Consider the following 14,832-nt stretch of genomic DNA (forward strand, 5'->3'; position numbering starts at 1 on the left):
AGCGTGCTATACCTCTCCCCTGTGGGGAGAGGTCGGCTGCGAAGCAGCCGGGTGAGGGGGATGGAAGACAGATTTAAGAAGCGATCCCGCGCCCTTCGGGCGTCACAAACCAGCGCGGAAGACAAGCTCTGGCAGGCGCTGCGCAACCGCAGGCTGGCGCGATGGAAATTCCGGCGCCAGCACGCAATCGATCGGTATGTCGTCGATTTCGTCACACTGGCAGGCAAGCTCATTGTCGAAGTGGACGGAGCGCCCCATTCGACCGCGTCGGAGGTCGCAAGGGACGACGCAAGAACTGCGGTGCTCGAGGCCTGCGGCTTTTTCGTCCTTCGAGTCACGAACGTCGACATATACGAGAATCTCGACGGCGTGCTCGAGGCTATCGCGAGTACGCTTCGATCTGACTGAGGAGAGCAAGGCCCCCTCACCCGGCTGCTGCGCAGCCGACCTCTCCCCGATGGGGAGAGGTGAAGATGCACCGAGCGAGCGGCCGTCACTGTGCTCTCGTCCTTCCTCGCAGGATATCACCGACCTGCGGAACGTCCTTGTCGCCGCGGCCGGACATGTTGACCACCATCAGGTGGTCTTTCGGCTTCTTCGGCGCGAGCTCCATCACCTTGGCGATGGCATGCGCCGGCTCCAGCGCCGGGATGATGCCTTCGAGGCGCGACAGCAGTTGGAAAGCCGCGAGCGCTTCCTCGTCGGTCGCGGACAAATAGTTCACGCGGCCGACATCGTGCAGCCAGGAGTGCTCCGGTCCGATGCCGGGATAATCGAGACCGGCGGAAATCGAATGCGCCTCGTCGATCTGTCCGTCCTCGTTCATGAGGAGATAGGTGCGGTTGCCGTGCAGCACGCCCGGACGGCCGCCGGCGATCGAGGCGGCGTGAAGATGCGTCAGACCATGGCCGGCGGCTTCGACGCCGTAGATCTCGACCGAGGGGTCATCGAGGAACGGATGGAACAGGCCCATCGCATTGGAGCCGCCGCCGATGCAGGCGATCAGCGAGTCCGGCAGCCGGCCCTCGGCCTCCTGCATCTGCGTGCGCGTTTCGCTGCCGATCACCGACTGGAAGTCGCGCACCATCATCGGATAGGGGTGCGGGCCGGCCACGGTGCCGATGCAGTAGAACGTGTTGTGGACGTTGGTGACCCAGTCACGCAGCGCCTCGTTCATCGCATCCTTGAGCGTCTTGGCGCCGGACTGCACCGGCACGACCTTGGCGCCGAGCATCTCCATGCGGATCACGTTCGGCTGCTGCCGCTCGACGTCGACCGCGCCCATGTAGACCACGCAATCCAGCCCGAAGCGCGCACACAGCGTCGCGGTCGCGACACCGTGCTGACCGGCGCCGGTCTCGGCGATGATGCGCTTCTTGCCCATGCGGCGCGCGACCATGATCTGGCCGAGCACGTTGTTGACCTTGTGCGAGCCGGTGTGATTGAGCTCCTCGCGCTTGAAGTAGATCTTGGCGCCGCCGAGATGCTCTGTCAGCCGCTCCGCGTAGTACAGCGGCGAGGGCCGGCCGACGTAGTTCTTGAGATAGCCGGTCATCTCGGCATGAAACGCCGGATCGGCCTTGGCCTCGGCATAGGCCTTTTCCAGATCGAGGATCAGCGGCATCAGCGTTTCCGCGACGAAGCGGCCGCCGAAGATGCCGAAATGGCCACGGTCATCAGGACCGCTGCGGTAGGAATTGGGAATGGCTGTGGTCATTGCACGCTCAACTCTTCAGCGGCCCGCGCCGCACGAATGAAATCCCGGATCATGTCGCAATCCTTCACACCCGGCATCCGCTCGACACCGGATGACACATCGACGCCGCCGGCACGCGTCGTCCGAACGGCGTCGGCGACATTGTCGGCGCTCAACCCGCCGGACACCATGAACGGGCGGTCCAGCTTCAGTCCCTGCAGCACATGCCAGTCGAAGGTGGCGCCGAGGCCACCGGGGCGCGTCGCATCCTTCGGGGCGCGCGCGTCGAACAGGATGCGATCGCACACCTCGGCATAGCCGGCCAGCGGCGCCAGATCGGCGGCCGTCTCGACCGGAATGGCCTTCATGACTGGCAGGCCGAAGCGCTGCTTGAGATCGCGAATGCGCGCGACGCTCTCGCGCCCATGCAACTGGAGGAGGTCCGGGCGCAGGGTCTCGACGATGTTCTCGAACGTCGCATCATCGGCATCGACCGTCAGCGCCACCTTGAGCGCACGCCCCTTTGCCTGCTGGCCGAGCTCGCGCGCGGCCGTGAGACCGATGTGACGGGGCGACGGCGGAAAGAACACGAATCCCACCATCTCGGCACCCGCGTCGAGCGCGGCACCGAGGGTGTCGGGCGTGGTCAGGCCGCAGATTTTGACGAGCAGGGACATCGGGAAAGAACGCACGTCCGGACGAAAGGGATCACCTGGAGCCGACGACTTCCGAAGGTCGTTCAGGCTTGCGCGCCTTCTACAACGCGACGCCCTGCTTGTCTCGCCCATAAGGGGCGAAAAGCCGGGCGGGGGCGGCCGGAACCAGGGATTGCGCCGGCCCCTGGTTTGCGCGCGCCGCCGCGGTCAGCTGGGCGACTTGGGCCCGGGCGGCTTCGGCATCGGCCTGATGGCGGCGGGCCGCGCGGCGCCAACGGCGCTGGCCGATCCAGGTCGCGCAGCCGCCGGCGATCACGCCCAGGATCGCGACGGCGATGATCAGGGCAAACAGCGGCACGGCCACCGACAGCGCCGGATCGGTCGCATTGAACGGATCAAATGATACGGTAACGAAATGCCGGTTGGCGACCGCGAAAACGACGAACAGCACCAACAACGGCAGGACGATCACGACGGTGAAGAATTTTCGCATGCGCTCGCTCGTATCAGTCAGGCTGGTTTCGCCTCGATCAGCCGCCAACGACTAACACGTCCGGCGCGAGACGCGCGTCACTCGTCCGTATCGTCGGCGTCCTCGCCAGCGCCTGCCGGATTGTCCCGGTTCAGCCGCTCGCGCATTTCCTTGCCCGTCTTGAAGAACGGGACGCTCTTCTGGTCCACCGGGACATGCGCGCCGGTCCGCGGGTTGCGCCCGGCGCGGGCCGGCCGGTGCTTGACGGAGAACGCACCAAAGCCGCGGAGCTCGACGCGATCACCGCGCGCGAGCGCGGCCACGATCTCATCGAGGATCGCATTGACGATGTTCTCGACATCCCGCTGGTAGAGATGCGGGTTGTGCTCGGCGATACGCTGAACCAGCTCGGATTTGATCATCGAGAAAATGTACCCGGGGAGACAGTCCCATTTCCGTGAAAATATGCAGGACTGTCAAGACGCTAAATCATTCATCGGGCCTGGGAATTGGCTTTCCGGGCTCGGCACCGTCCAATGCCGGACCACACGCTCCACGCGAGACTCTGCGCCACGATTGTCTTGACGGGTTTCAATTCCCCGTTGCGGGCGTCCACAGCGCCAGCATGCCGTCGAGTCCGACCCGGTCGACCGCCTGGACGACTCCGGTGCGTTCGATTTGGCGGGCGATGCCGGACAGGCCGACGGCGTCGAGCGCGATCGAGGTGGCCGTGCGCAGGAAAGTGAGATCACCGAAGCGCGGCACCAGCTTGTAGTCGCGCACCGGCAGGTCTTTCTTGACGTTCTTGTTGGCGACCAGCCAGGCCACTGCCGTCTTCTCATCACCGAGTTCGTCGATCAACTTGAGTTCAACCGCCTGGCGGCCGGTGAAGACGCGGCCATCGGCGACCTTCTCCAGCTGCGTGTCGTCCATGTTGCGGCGGCTCTTCACGAGACCACGGAACCAGGCGTAGGAATCCTTCACGAGGTCATCGAGCGCAGCGCGCGCTTCGGGGCTGGTCGGCTCGTAGCCGTTGGGCGCGGCCTTCAGCGGCGAGGACTTCACCTCCTCGATCTTCACGCCGACGGTCTTCAAGAGCTCGCTGACATTGGGATACTGGAACAGCACGCCGATCGAGCCGACCAGCGAGCTCTGCTGTGCGACGATGTGATCGGACGCGATGGCACCGATATAGCCGCCGGAGGCCGCGAGACCTTCGACCACAACGACGAGCGGCTTCTTGGCCTTCAGGCGAACGAGGGAATCGTAGAGCTGCTCGGAGCCGGCGGTGGTTCCGCCCGGCGAGTTGATGTGCACGATCACGGCCTCGGCCGAGGAGTTCTCGAGCCGCTCCAGCGCTTCGACCCGTTCCTGATCGCTGCGGATCAGCCCCTCGATGTTGACGCGGGCGATCGAACCGGAGGTCGACAGCGCGGTGCGGCCGCGCGGCGACATCGCCAAGCCGATCGCGGAGAGCGCAGCAATCGCGATCACCACCGCCACGACGCGCCAGAACGTCAGCTTACGGCGCAGCCTGCGGCGGTCGACGATCACATCCGAATCTAGCGACATGGACAGCTCCTGGAAGTCTCGGCGCGTTCTGCAGCCGCAGCCTGAATATCTCGTTATCCGATTACATCAATCGCGGCGCAATTTGAAGAAAGGAAGGCTCCGCCATGCGGCCGCCCCAGCCCTGAGCCGTGCGCTTGCATGTGGCTCGATACGCCTCAGGGCCTCATGGTTCGAGACGCGCCGAAGCCGGCGCTCCTCACCATGAGGGTCAAGAATCCCGCCGCGAAAACAGGCCTCGTCCTGAGGAGCCCGCCGGAGGCGGGCGTCTCGAAGGACGGTGGTCGGCACGCTGTCGGCGGCGAGCTTTGCTCATATGCGACCGCTCTGCAGCAGTGAGGGAGCTGGAAGACTGCCAGAGCCGCGATTGCACAAAAAAACCCCGGCCGAAGCCGGGGCTTTGATCTCGTCACACGAACCGAAGGCTTACTTCGAGTCGCGGTTCTTGAGCGCGGTGCCCAGGATGTCGCCCAGCGTCGCGCCCGAATCGGACGAGCCGTACTGCGCGATGGCTTCCTTCTCTTCCGCGACTTCCAGCGCCTTGATCGACACCTGGACCTTGCGGGCCTTCTTGTCGAACTGGATCACGCGGGCATCGACCTTCTCACCGACGGCGAACCGCTCGGTGCGCTGATCGTTGCGATCGCGCGCCAGCTCGGAGCGCTTGATGAAGGTGGTGAAGTCGGTGCCGGTGATCTTGACGTCGATGCCGCCGTCCTTGACGTCGAGCACTTCGCAAGTCACGACCGCACCCTTCTTGACATCGCCCGGCTCGGCGAAGGGGTCGCCTTCGAGCTGCTTGATGCCGAGCGAGATGCGCTCCTTCTCCACGTCGACGTCGAGCACCACGGCCTTGACCATGTCGCCCTTCTTGTAGTTGTCGATGACCTGCTCGCCCGGCAACTTCCAGTCGAGATCCGACAGATGGACCATGCCGTCGACGTCGCCCTCGAGACCCAGGAACAGGCCGAACTCGGTCTTGTTCTTGACCTCGCCCTCGACCACCGAACCCGTCGGATGCTTCTCGACGAAGACCTCCCACGGATTGCGCATGGTCTGCTTGAGACCGAGCGAGATGCGGCGCTTGACGCTGTCGACCTCGAGCACCTGCACTTCGACCTCCTGCGAGGTCGACACGATCTTGCCGGGGTGCATGTTCTTCTTGGTCCACGACATCTCGGAGACGTGGATCAGGCCTTCGATGCCCGGCTCGAGCTCGACGAACGCGCCGTAGTCGGTGATGTTGGTGACACGGCCGTGGAAGCGGGCCTGCAGCGGGTACTTCGCCTCGATGCCCTGCCACGGATCGTCCAGGAGCTGCTTCATGCCCAGCGAGATGCGGTGCGTCTCGTGGTTGATCTTGATGATCTTGACCTTGACGGTCTGGCCGATCGAGAGCACCTCGGTCGGATGGTTGACACGGCGCCAGGCGATGTCGGTGACGTGCAGCAGGCCGTCGATGCCGCCGAGGTCGACGAACGCACCGTAATCGGTGATGTTCTTGACGACGCCGTCGATCACCTGACCCTCTTCGAGGTTCTGCACCAGCTCCTGGCGCTGCTCGGCGCGGGTCTCTTCCAGCACGGTCCGGCGCGACACGACGATGTTGCCGCGGCGACGATCCATCTTGAGGATCTGGAACGGCTGCGAGTTGTTCATCAGCGGGGCGACGTCGCGGATCGGACGGATGTCGACCTGCGAACGCGGCAGGAAGGCGACTGCGCCATCCAGGTCGACGGTGAAGCCGCCCTTGACCTGGTTGAAGATGACGCCGTTAACCTTTTCGTTGTTCTGGAACGCCTTCTCGAGCTTGCCCCAGCTCTCTTCGCGGCGCGCCTTGTCGCGCGACAGCACGGCTTCGCCGAGCGCGTTCTCGATGCGGTCGAGGAACACTTCGACCTCGTCACCGACCTTCAGCTCGCTGTCGCGGCCGGGACCGGAAAATTCACGCAGCGCCACGCGGCCTTCGGTCTTCAGGCCGACGTCGATGACGGCCATGTCCTTCTCGATCGCGACGACCTTGCCCTTGACGACGGAGCTTTCCTGAAGATTGCCCTTCGTGAAGGACTCGTCCAGCATCGCGGCAAAATCATCGCGGCTGGGATTGTAGGAATTAGCAGACGTACTCGAAGCCATTGGTTCTCCAGATGCGGACATTCTCGCCAGCGTGGGGTTGATCGGCGCATCGGATGAACAGTGCCTGGAGGTCCACAAATCCCCAGACGTCCGCGCTGTCAGCGCGAAAAGCGCAAACGGCGCGGGCCGGCAATGCCTGCACATGCGATACATATGAAGTTTCGTCCGGCTGATCGGACCCGATTGAACTGCAATCGAGCTATCGACGGTCAAGGGCGGGAGCGGGCGGTTCCTCCAATGACGCCAGTGGAAATCAAACCCGCTGACGGCCCGCTCGAACGGCCTCGACGATGTCGATGGCGGCCCGGACGCCGCTTTCTATATCCAAATGAGAGTTATCAAGCAAGTAAGCATCCGCCGCTTGTTTCAAAGGCGCGACGGCCCGGTTCTGGTCGCGCTCGTCGCGCGCCAGGATGTCGGCCAAAATGGCCGCCTCGTCGGCCGGCTCGCCCCGCGAGCGCGCCTCGAGGGTGCGGCGATGCGCCCGGATCTTGGGGTCGGCCACGACGTAGATCTTCACCTGGGCGTCCGGGCAGATCACGGTTCCAATGTCGCGCCCGTCGAGCACGGCGCCCGGTGGCTGGCTGGCGAACTGGCGCTGGAATGCCAGCAACGCCTCGCGAACTTTGGGCAAGGCCGAGACCACGGAGGCCGCCGACCCGACCTCGTGCGACCTGAACGCCGGATTGTCGAAGGTCGTGGGATCCAGGGTCATGGCGACCTCGGCCGCCCGCGCCTCGTCCTTCAGGTCGATTCCGGCCGTCAGCAGCGCATGCGCCACGGCCCGGTAGATCACCCCCGTATCCAGGTGCCTGAGGCCATAATGCGCGGCCAGCCGCTTGGCCATGGTGCCCTTGCCCGAGGCAGCCGGGCCGTCGATGGCGATGATCATTCTAGCGATATCCTGAAGTCTCACGCGCCCGCCGCAGCGGCCGCTCGTCGGTAAAGATGTTGCGGGAGGCGAACTCTCCCGGGCTGGCGAAGGTCAAGTACTCCCGTAGCGCCGGGGACGTCGAACTGGTCGTGAACCAGGGGTCCTTCAAACGTCGCGCCGGGCCGCCGGTCCAGGGGGGTACCCGGCCCAACCGGCGCTGCTTGGCCAGATATTCGGCGATCGCGCCAGCCAGAGCATCGATCCGAGGATCGCCGGTCAGGTCAGGTTCGGCCTCGATGGCCGCATAACGCGCCTCGTCGGAGGGAGCGAGGTCGAACGTGTCGATGAACTCGGCGAGCATGATCTCCCGCGACTCCCCACGCCCGATCCGGGCGACCGCTTCAGCGAGGGTATTTGGGCGCATCGACTGCTCCCTCTGAGTTCATGTGCTTCAGCAGAAAGCGTTGCTTCTCGGCTGATGCCGCACTCGCCGGAAAGTATCTCGCAAGGAGCGCGACCGCTGCATCCGCGTCGGTGATTCCAACGACCTTCATCAGATTGAGGATATCGAGCCGCTCGGCCTCGCCGCGCGCGGGGTCGAGGATCCTGACCGCTTTGAGCTTCAACGCCAGCATATACTCGGCCGAGGGCACGGAGACCACCAATCCTGGCGGTGAGCCGTCTCGCGGAAAAGTGCCGAACTCCAGGTGGTCCGCCGCCTGATCCGCCAGCGGGCTCAGGTGGAAGGCGACGCCATCATTGAACCAGTCGTCCGACCAGCCATTCCGCTGGGCGATGTCATGGAGCGTCGCCGCCAGCCATGCAGGAAGCGGGCTCGGCAGCTCCGAGACGTCGACGTCTTCCGTCGCGAAACGAAAGTTACTCGCCAGCATCAGGGCTGATCCACCGTACACCGCGATCTGCAGCTTTGCCCCCGCCTGGGCCGCCGATCGTCCAATCGCGTCGAAGGCCGCCAGCAGCGCGTCGCGGTCAAAGGCGGAGGCCATGGTGCTCCTTAAGCGAAATCCGCGCCTGCCTTGCGCATCAGCGGGATGAAATCGGGGAAGCTGGTGGCGATGAAGGCGGTGTCGTCGACCGTGACCGGCTTGTCGGAGGCGAGGCCCATGACCAGCGCGGACATTGCGATGCGGTGGTCCATGTGGGTGGCGACGAGGCCGCCGCCCGGGACGTGGCCGCGGCCCTCCACGATCAGGTCGTCGCCGGTGATCTCGACCTTGACGCCGTTGACGCGCAGCATCGCTGCGGTGGCTTCGAGCCGGTCGGATTCCTTGACGCGCAGCTCGTGCAGGCCGCGCATGATCGTCGTGCCCTCGGCATAGGCGGCAGCGACGGCGAGGACGAGATATTCGTCGATCATCGACGGCGCGCGCTCCGGCGGCACCGTGACGCCCTTGAGCTTCGAGGCGCGCACGCGCAGGCGGGCCATCGGCTCGCCGGCATCGCCGCGGACGTCGTCCTCCTCGATCGAGGCGCCCATCTCGCGCAGGGTCGTGAACAGGCCGGTGCGCAGCGGGTTGGTCATGACGTCGGAGAGCACGAGGTCCGAGCCGTCGACGATCAGAGCGGCAACCAGCGGGAACGCGGCCGAGGACGGATCGGCCGGCACGATCACCGGCGCGCCACGCAGCTCGGGCTGGCCGGTCAGCGCGATGCGACGACCGTGGCTGCCTTCCGCCGTGGTGACGATCTCGGCGCCGAAATGCTTGAGCATCAGCTCGGTATGGTCGCGGCTCGCCTCCTGCTCGATCACGGTCGTGATTCCGGGCGCGGCGAGGCCGGCGAGCAGCACGGCGGACTTGATCTGGGCCGAGGCCACCGGCGTGCGGTATTCGATCGGAATCGGGTTGCTGGCGCCCTGAAGGGTTAACGGAAGCTTGCCCCCCTCGGCGCTGGCGGTGACCTTGGCGCCCATCAGCGCCAGGGGATCGAGAATGCGCCGCATCGGCCGGCTGCGCAGCGAGGCGTCGCCATCGAACGCGGCCGAGATCGGGCAGCCGGCGACGGCGCCCATCACCAGGCGGCAGCCGGTGCCGGAGTTGCCGAAATCGAGTGTCGCCGTCGGCTGGGCGAAGCCGCCGACACCGACGCCGTTCACCGTCCAGGCAAATTCCCCGGTGCGTTCGACCTGGGCGCCGAGCGTGCGCATCGATTTGGCGGTGTTGAGGACGTCCTCCCCCTCGAGCAGGCCGGAAATCCGGGTTTCGCCCACGGACAGCGCGCCCAGGATCAGCGCCCGGTGCGAGATCGACTTGTCGCCGGGCACGCGAATCGTGCCCGAAAGCGGCCCGGAGGCGCGGGATTCGAGCGGAGTGGGGGCGGCTGACGTGCTCACGGCGGGATCCTCGGGTTTTGGAGCCGGCAGGTATCACAGCGCCCGGCGGCCGTCACGGGCGTGATATCCGGTTGAAAGCGCTATTGACAGCGGCGCGGCAACTAGCCAAGTGAGACACCGCTTTTCAGACATTGCCAGGACGCCTGCACGTGGCCAAATCCGAGCTCGGAACCAAACGCATTTGCCCGACCACGGGCAAAAAGTTCTACGACCTCAACAAGAACCCGGTGATTTCGCCCTACACCGGCGAGGTCGTGCCGATCGCTCCGGTGGCGCCCACCCGCGCCATGCGCGGCGAGGCGGCGCGTGCCGCCGCGGCGCAGGACACCGTGAACGAGCCGGCCGAGGCCGAGGAGTTGGTGTCGCTCGAGGAGGCCGATGCCGAGGAGAACTCCGGCAAGGTCAAGGCCGTCGTGCCTGAGTCCGAAGACGATATCGAGATCGACGAGACCCTCGACGACGACGAGGATGACGACTCGACCTTCATCGCCGACGAGGAAGAGGGCGACGAAGATGTCACAGACATCATCGGCGATGTCGGCGGCGACGAAGAATAATCGTCGAAGCCACTTGAGATCAGCCGCGAACTGTGGTTCACGGTGCTCCCCGGCGGTCACCCAGACCGCCGGTTCGGTTCAGGGGCCATAGCTCAGCTGGGAGAGCGCTTGCATGGCATGCAAGAGGTCGGCGGTTCGATCCCGCCTGGCTCCACCACGCTTCGCCCTCCGGGCTACGCGTGGCGCAGCCACGACGGAGCCCTGAGGGCGAAGCGTGGTGTCCGGCGAAGCCCCTTGGCGAAGCCGGACTTAGGTCGGCTGACAAACTCTCCTTTTCGCCACAGACTGCGGACGAGCGACCCATCGCCGCGAGCGCCTCTGCATGTGGTACGTCTACATCATCCGGAGCCTCGCCTTTCCCGAGCAGGAATACATTGGCGCGAGCGCGGACATCAAACAGCGCCTCAAGGATCACAACGCAGGCCGCTCAGCCCATACCTCCAAGTTCGCGCCTTGGACGCTCGTCTGGTACTGCGCCTTCCCGGACAAGCAACGGGCATTGGCGTTCGAAGCCTATCTGAAGTCGCATTCAGGCCGCGCGTTTTCGAAGAAGCGCCTGCTCGGTCCGGCTTGAGCCCTCACTCCACCGCCGCCTCCAGCCGCTCCCGCAGCTTCACCAGCTTGCCGTGCAGATCGGCCAGCTCCGCGATCGAGCAGCCCGTCGCATCCAGGATCGCCGGCGGCACGATCGCGCGCGCCTTGTCCCGCAGCGCCGCGCCCTGCCCTGTCAGCGTGACCAACACCTGACGCTCGTCCTGGGCTGATCGCGTCCGTGTCAGCAGGCGCAGCGCCTCCATCCGCTTCAGCAGCGGCGTCAGCGTGCCCGAGTCCAGGAACAGCCGTTCGCCGATCTCCTTCACAGACAGGCCGTCGCGCTCCCATAGCACCAGCATGACCAGATATTGCGGATAGGTCAGGCCGAGACGGTCGAGCAGCGGCTTGTAGACGCGGTTGAAGGCGTGGGCGGTCGAGTAGACTGCAAAGCAAAGCTGGCTGCCGAGCTGCAGCGGCACGTCGGCGGTGGTCTTCTTGGGCATCGTCACACCAGGAATGGATCGTTGGGTGCATCTTGGGCGGGGCGGAAAGGGTCGGGCAACGACCTGGACGCACCGATCACGAATTTTCTACCGAACAATTATATTGTGCGCAATCGAATTGCGTGCAATATCAGTCTCACTGAATTCCCCTCCACCCAACCCGGGAGACACCCCATGTCCGTGAACGTGCTCTACAAGACCAGCGCCAAGGCCACCGGCGGCCGCGACGGCGAGGCGGCCACCCTCGACGGCTCGCTCAGCGTCAAGCTCGCCACCCCGAAGGAGCTCGGCGGTGGCGGCGGCGCCGGCAACAACCCCGAGCAGCTGTTCGCCGCCGGTTATGCAGCCTGCTTCATCGGCGCGATGAAGTTCGTGGCCTCGCAGGGCGGCCCGAAGGTTCCTGCCGATGCGTCGGTGACCTCGACGGTCGGCATCGGCCCGCGCTCGGAAGGCGGCTTCGGCATCACCGCCGAGCTCGCGGTCTCCCTGCCCGGCCTCGCCAAGGCTGATGCCGAGGCGCTGGTCGCCAAGGCCCACCAGGTGTGCCCGTACTCCAACGCCACCCGCGGCAATGTCGACGTCAAGCTGACCGTCGTCTGAGCCTGAATTCTGCGGCGCGGCAGATCGCCGCGCACGGCCTTGCAGCTCTCGCTTTTCCGCGAGGGCTGCATTCGCGCGAGCCGGTTTGCGCCAGTGGCGCAGCAATGCTTAATGACCGCGAGCTGCAACCAACCTCGCGATGTCCATGACCCCTCAATTTGCTCCCGGCGCCATGGCCGGCCTGCGCGTGATCGATCTCACGCGCGTGCTCGGCGGCCCCTATTGCACGCAGATCCTGGCCGACCACGGCGCCGACGTGATCAAGGTGGAGCCGCCCGCCGGCGACGAGGTGCGCGACTGGGGCCCTCCGTTCCACGACGAGGACGCGGCCTATTTCGTCGGCATCAACCGCAACAAGCGCTCGATCGGCCTCGACCTCGCCTCCGAGGGCGGCCGCGTGGTGTTGCTCAAGATGCTCGAGACGGCCGACGTGCTGATCGAGAACTTCAAGCCGGGCACGCTGGAGAAATGGGGCATCGGCAGCGAGACGCTGCGCGAGAAATTCCCCAAGCTCGTGCACTGCCGCATCTGCGGCTTCGGCGCCGACGGACCGCGCGGCGGCAATCCCGGCTATGACGCGATCATCCAGGCGATGACCGGCATGATCGCGGCCACCGGCTCGCCCGAAAGCGGCCCGATGCGGATCGGCGTGCCGCTGGTCGACATCACCACGGGGCTCTATGCCGCAATCGGCATCCTGATGGCGCTGTCGGAACGGCAGCGCTCGGGACAGGGCCAGTTCCTCGAGGTTACGCTTTACGAGACTGGCCTTGCGATCATGCATCCGCACACCGCGAACTACTTCATGCACGGCAAGCCGCCGTCGCTGACCGGCAACGAGCATCCGAACCTCGTGCCTTACGCGATCTTCCCGACCAAGACCGACGACATCTTCATCGGCGTCGGCAATGACGGCACGTTCCGCAAGCTCGCCAAGGAGATCGGGCGTCCGGAACTCGGCACCGATCCGCGCTTCGCGCGGAACAGAGACCGCGTCGCCAATCGCGAGGCGCTGCGCGCCGAGCTCGCGGCCGTGTTCAGCGCGTTCGAGGCCGAGCCGCTGTGCGACCGCCTGCTCGCGGCCGGCCTGCCCGCAGGCCCGGTGCAGAAGATCGATCAGGCACTGACCAATCCGCACACGCTCTACCGCGGCGATGTCATCGAGAAGGATTGGTACAAGGGCGTGGCCTCGCCGATCCGGCTCGAACGCACCAAGCCGACGTTGCGCTCCACGCCGCCGAAATACAGCGAGCACGCCGAGGAGGTGCTGAGCGAGTTCGGCTACACGCCGAGCGAGATCGACGCGCTGCGGGCCGCAGGAACCGTCTGCACGGAACGCAAGCGCTGATCGCATCGCACGCGCTCCGTCATCGCGTCGCACCACGACGCGGTGACGGAGAGACGCGATTTACCGCTTTTCGTGGACGCACTGCGCGTGGCTTTCCCGCGTCAGGTCATACGTCTATACATTCACATAACTGTCATCTGGCGCTGTTAACGGCCGCCACGACCGATGACGTTCATGGGAGGATCTTTTTGATGTCATTTCGACACTTTGCTGCTGCCACTGCCATTGCAGCCACCTTTGGTTTTGCTGCTTCGCCCGCACTCGCGGTGACTGAAATCCAGTGGTGGCACGCCATGACCGGCGGCAACAACGATATCGTCAACAAGCTCGCCGAAGAGTTCAACACGTCGCAGAGCGACTATAAGGTCGTGCCGACCTTCAAGGGCGCCTATCCCGACACGATGAATGCCGGCATCGCCGCGTTCCGCGCCGGCAACGCGCCGCACATCATGCAGGTGTTCGAGGTCGGCACCGCGACGATGATGAGCGCCAAGGGCGCGATCAAGCCGGTCTACGAGCTGATGAAGGAAGCCGGCGAGCCGTTCGATCCGAAGGCCTATCTGCCGGCGATCACCGGCTACTACTCGACGTCGAAGGGCGACATGCTGTCGTTCCCGTTCAACTCGTCGTCGATGGTGATGTGGATCAACAAGGACGAGCTGAAGAAGGCCGGCGTCGCCGAGATCCCGAAGACCTGGCCGGAGGTGTTCGACGCCGCCAAGAAGCTCAAGGCCGCGGGCCACGACACCTGCGGATTCTCCAACGCCTGGGCGTCCTGGGCCAACATCGAGCAGTTCTCCGCCTGGCACAACGTGCCGATCGGCACCAAAGCGAACGGCCTCGATGGCTTCGACACCGTGCTGGAGTTCAACAGCCCGCTGCACGTCAAGCATCTGCAGAACCTCGTCGAGCTGCAGAAGGACAAGACCTACGACTATTCGGGGCGCGGCTCGGCCTCCGAGAGCCGCTTCGGCTCCGGCGAATGCGCGATCTTCCTGACCTCGTCGGGCTACTACGCCACCGCCAAGAACACCGCGAAGTTCGACTTCACCTCGGCGCCGATGCCGTATTATCCGGAAGCCCAGGGCGCCCCGCAGAACTCGATCATCGGCGGCGCCTCGCTGTGGGTGATGGGCGGCAAGACCGCCGACGAGTACAAGGGGATCGCCAAGTTCTTCACCTTCCTGTCGGACACCAACCGCCAGGCCAAGCTGCACCAGGAATCCGGCTACCTGCCGATCACCAAGGCGGCCTATGAGAAGACCAAGGCGGACGGCTTCTACGAGAAGAACCCGACCCTGCAGACGCCGCTGAAGGAGCTGACCAACAAGGAGCCGACCGAGAATTCGCGCGGCCTGCGCTTCGGCAACATGGTGCAGATGCGTGACGTCTGGTCGGAAGAGATCGAGGCGGCGCTGGCCGGCAAGAAGACCGCCAAGGAGGCGCTCGACTCCGCCGTCGCCCGCGGCAATGCGATGTTGCGCACCTTCGAGAAAACGGCCAAGTAAGTCCGTGACAGAGGCTTCCCCTCGGG

General features: G+C 65.2%; 17 protein-coding genes and 1 tRNA gene. 7 read left to right on the forward strand and 11 right to left on the reverse strand.

Annotation, left to right across the window (positions count from 1 at the left end):
- The first annotated feature begins 60 nt into the window (after positions 1 to 60).
- On the forward strand, positions 61 to 408 hold the full coding sequence (locus BRAD285_RS33135) for an endonuclease domain-containing protein (protein WP_087877738.1): 348 nt from the start codon (positions 61 to 63) through the stop codon (positions 406 to 408).
- Positions 409 to 493: 85 nt separating this feature from the next.
- On the opposite strand, the gene trpB is transcribed toward BRAD285_RS33135, so the two are convergent.
- The 10 genes from trpB to aroA all read right to left on the reverse strand — a co-directional run bounded on the left by trpB (position 494) and on the right by aroA (position 9,756).
- Positions 494 to 1,717 carry a tryptophan synthase subunit beta gene (trpB, locus tag BRAD285_RS33140; protein ID WP_006613126.1) on the reverse strand — a complete coding sequence of 408 codons (1,224 nt, stop codon included), beginning with the start codon at positions 1,715 to 1,717 and terminating at the stop codon, positions 494 to 496.
- Positions 1,714 to 2,373 (reverse strand): phosphoribosylanthranilate isomerase, encoded by a 660-nt coding sequence (locus BRAD285_RS33145; protein WP_006613125.1) that lies wholly within the window; start codon positions 2,371 to 2,373, stop codon positions 1,714 to 1,716. Before BRAD285_RS33145 ends, trpB begins: the two co-directional genes overlap by 4 nt.
- A gap of 79 nt (positions 2,374 to 2,452) precedes the next feature.
- A complete protein-coding gene (locus BRAD285_RS33150; protein ID WP_006613124.1) occupies positions 2,453 to 2,845 on the reverse strand; it encodes a lipopolysaccharide assembly protein LapA domain-containing protein in 393 nt (130 codons plus the stop codon).
- Between the two features lie 77 nt (positions 2,846 to 2,922).
- Positions 2,923 to 3,246 carry an integration host factor subunit beta gene (locus BRAD285_RS33155; protein ID WP_006613123.1) on the reverse strand — a complete coding sequence of 108 codons (324 nt, stop codon included), beginning with the start codon at positions 3,244 to 3,246 and terminating at the stop codon, positions 2,923 to 2,925.
- Between the two features lie 169 nt (positions 3,247 to 3,415).
- The gene (gene sppA, locus BRAD285_RS33160) at positions 3,416 to 4,396 is read right to left on the reverse strand and encodes a signal peptide peptidase SppA (RefSeq protein ID WP_006613122.1); all 981 of its coding nucleotides are present in this window, start codon (positions 4,394 to 4,396) and stop codon (positions 3,416 to 3,418) included.
- Between the two features lie 423 nt (positions 4,397 to 4,819).
- The gene (gene rpsA, locus BRAD285_RS33170; protein ID WP_006613121.1) at positions 4,820 to 6,529 is read right to left on the reverse strand and encodes a 30S ribosomal protein S1; all 1,710 of its coding nucleotides are present in this window, start codon (positions 6,527 to 6,529) and stop codon (positions 4,820 to 4,822) included.
- 253 nt (positions 6,530 to 6,782) lie between these two features.
- On the reverse strand, positions 6,783 to 7,421 hold the full coding sequence (gene cmk, locus BRAD285_RS33175; protein WP_006613120.1) for a (d)CMP kinase: 639 nt from the start codon (positions 7,419 to 7,421) through the stop codon (positions 6,783 to 6,785).
- Between the two features lies 1 nt (position 7,422).
- Positions 7,423 to 7,827, reverse strand: coding sequence for a hypothetical protein (locus BRAD285_RS33180; protein WP_006613119.1), 405 nt, complete (start codon positions 7,825 to 7,827; stop codon positions 7,423 to 7,425).
- Positions 7,805 to 8,410 carry a hypothetical protein gene (locus BRAD285_RS33185; protein ID WP_035647204.1) on the reverse strand — a complete coding sequence of 202 codons (606 nt, stop codon included), beginning with the start codon at positions 8,408 to 8,410 and terminating at the stop codon, positions 7,805 to 7,807. Before BRAD285_RS33185 ends, BRAD285_RS33180 begins: the two co-directional genes overlap by 23 nt.
- Positions 8,411 to 8,418: 8 nt before the next feature.
- On the reverse strand, positions 8,419 to 9,756 hold the full coding sequence (aroA, locus tag BRAD285_RS33190; RefSeq protein WP_006613118.1) for a 3-phosphoshikimate 1-carboxyvinyltransferase: 1,338 nt from the start codon (positions 9,754 to 9,756) through the stop codon (positions 8,419 to 8,421).
- A gap of 149 nt (positions 9,757 to 9,905) precedes the next feature.
- Here aroA and BRAD285_RS33195 point away from each other — a divergent pair, with 149 nt between their 5' ends.
- The 3 genes from BRAD285_RS33195 (at position 9,906) to BRAD285_RS33205 (ending at position 10,887) form a co-directional block, all read left to right on the forward strand.
- Positions 9,906 to 10,313 (forward strand): TIGR02300 family protein, encoded by a 408-nt coding sequence (locus BRAD285_RS33195; protein WP_006613117.1) that lies wholly within the window; start codon positions 9,906 to 9,908, stop codon positions 10,311 to 10,313.
- 81 nt (positions 10,314 to 10,394) lie between these two features.
- A tRNA-Ala gene (locus BRAD285_RS33200) sits at positions 10,395 to 10,470 on the forward strand.
- Positions 10,471 to 10,635: 165 nt separating this feature from the next.
- Complete coding sequence (locus tag BRAD285_RS33205) at positions 10,636 to 10,887, forward strand: GIY-YIG nuclease family protein (RefSeq protein WP_006613116.1); 252 nt, start codon at positions 10,636 to 10,638, stop codon at positions 10,885 to 10,887.
- A 4-nt stretch (positions 10,888 to 10,891) separates the two neighbouring features.
- On the opposite strand, the gene BRAD285_RS33210 is transcribed toward BRAD285_RS33205, so the two are convergent.
- A complete protein-coding gene (locus BRAD285_RS33210; protein WP_006613115.1) occupies positions 10,892 to 11,350 on the reverse strand; it encodes a MarR family winged helix-turn-helix transcriptional regulator in 459 nt (152 codons plus the stop codon).
- A gap of 174 nt (positions 11,351 to 11,524) precedes the next feature.
- Here BRAD285_RS33210 and BRAD285_RS33215 point away from each other — a divergent pair, with 174 nt between their 5' ends.
- The 3 genes from BRAD285_RS33215 (at position 11,525) to ugpB (ending at position 14,806) form a co-directional block, all read left to right on the forward strand.
- Entirely contained in the window at positions 11,525 to 11,950 is a 426-nt protein-coding gene (locus BRAD285_RS33215; RefSeq protein ID WP_006613114.1) for an organic hydroperoxide resistance protein, read from the forward strand.
- A gap of 145 nt (positions 11,951 to 12,095) precedes the next feature.
- A complete protein-coding gene (locus BRAD285_RS33220; protein WP_006613113.1) occupies positions 12,096 to 13,298 on the forward strand; it encodes a CaiB/BaiF CoA-transferase family protein in 1,203 nt (400 codons plus the stop codon).
- A gap of 191 nt (positions 13,299 to 13,489) precedes the next feature.
- Positions 13,490 to 14,806, forward strand: coding sequence for a sn-glycerol-3-phosphate ABC transporter substrate-binding protein UgpB (ugpB, locus tag BRAD285_RS33225; protein ID WP_006613112.1), 1,317 nt, complete (start codon positions 13,490 to 13,492; stop codon positions 14,804 to 14,806).
- Positions 14,807 to 14,832 lie beyond the last annotated feature (26 nt).

Source organism: Bradyrhizobium sp. ORS 285, assembly GCF_900176205.1.
Lineage (GTDB): Bacteria > Pseudomonadota > Alphaproteobacteria > Rhizobiales > Xanthobacteraceae > Bradyrhizobium.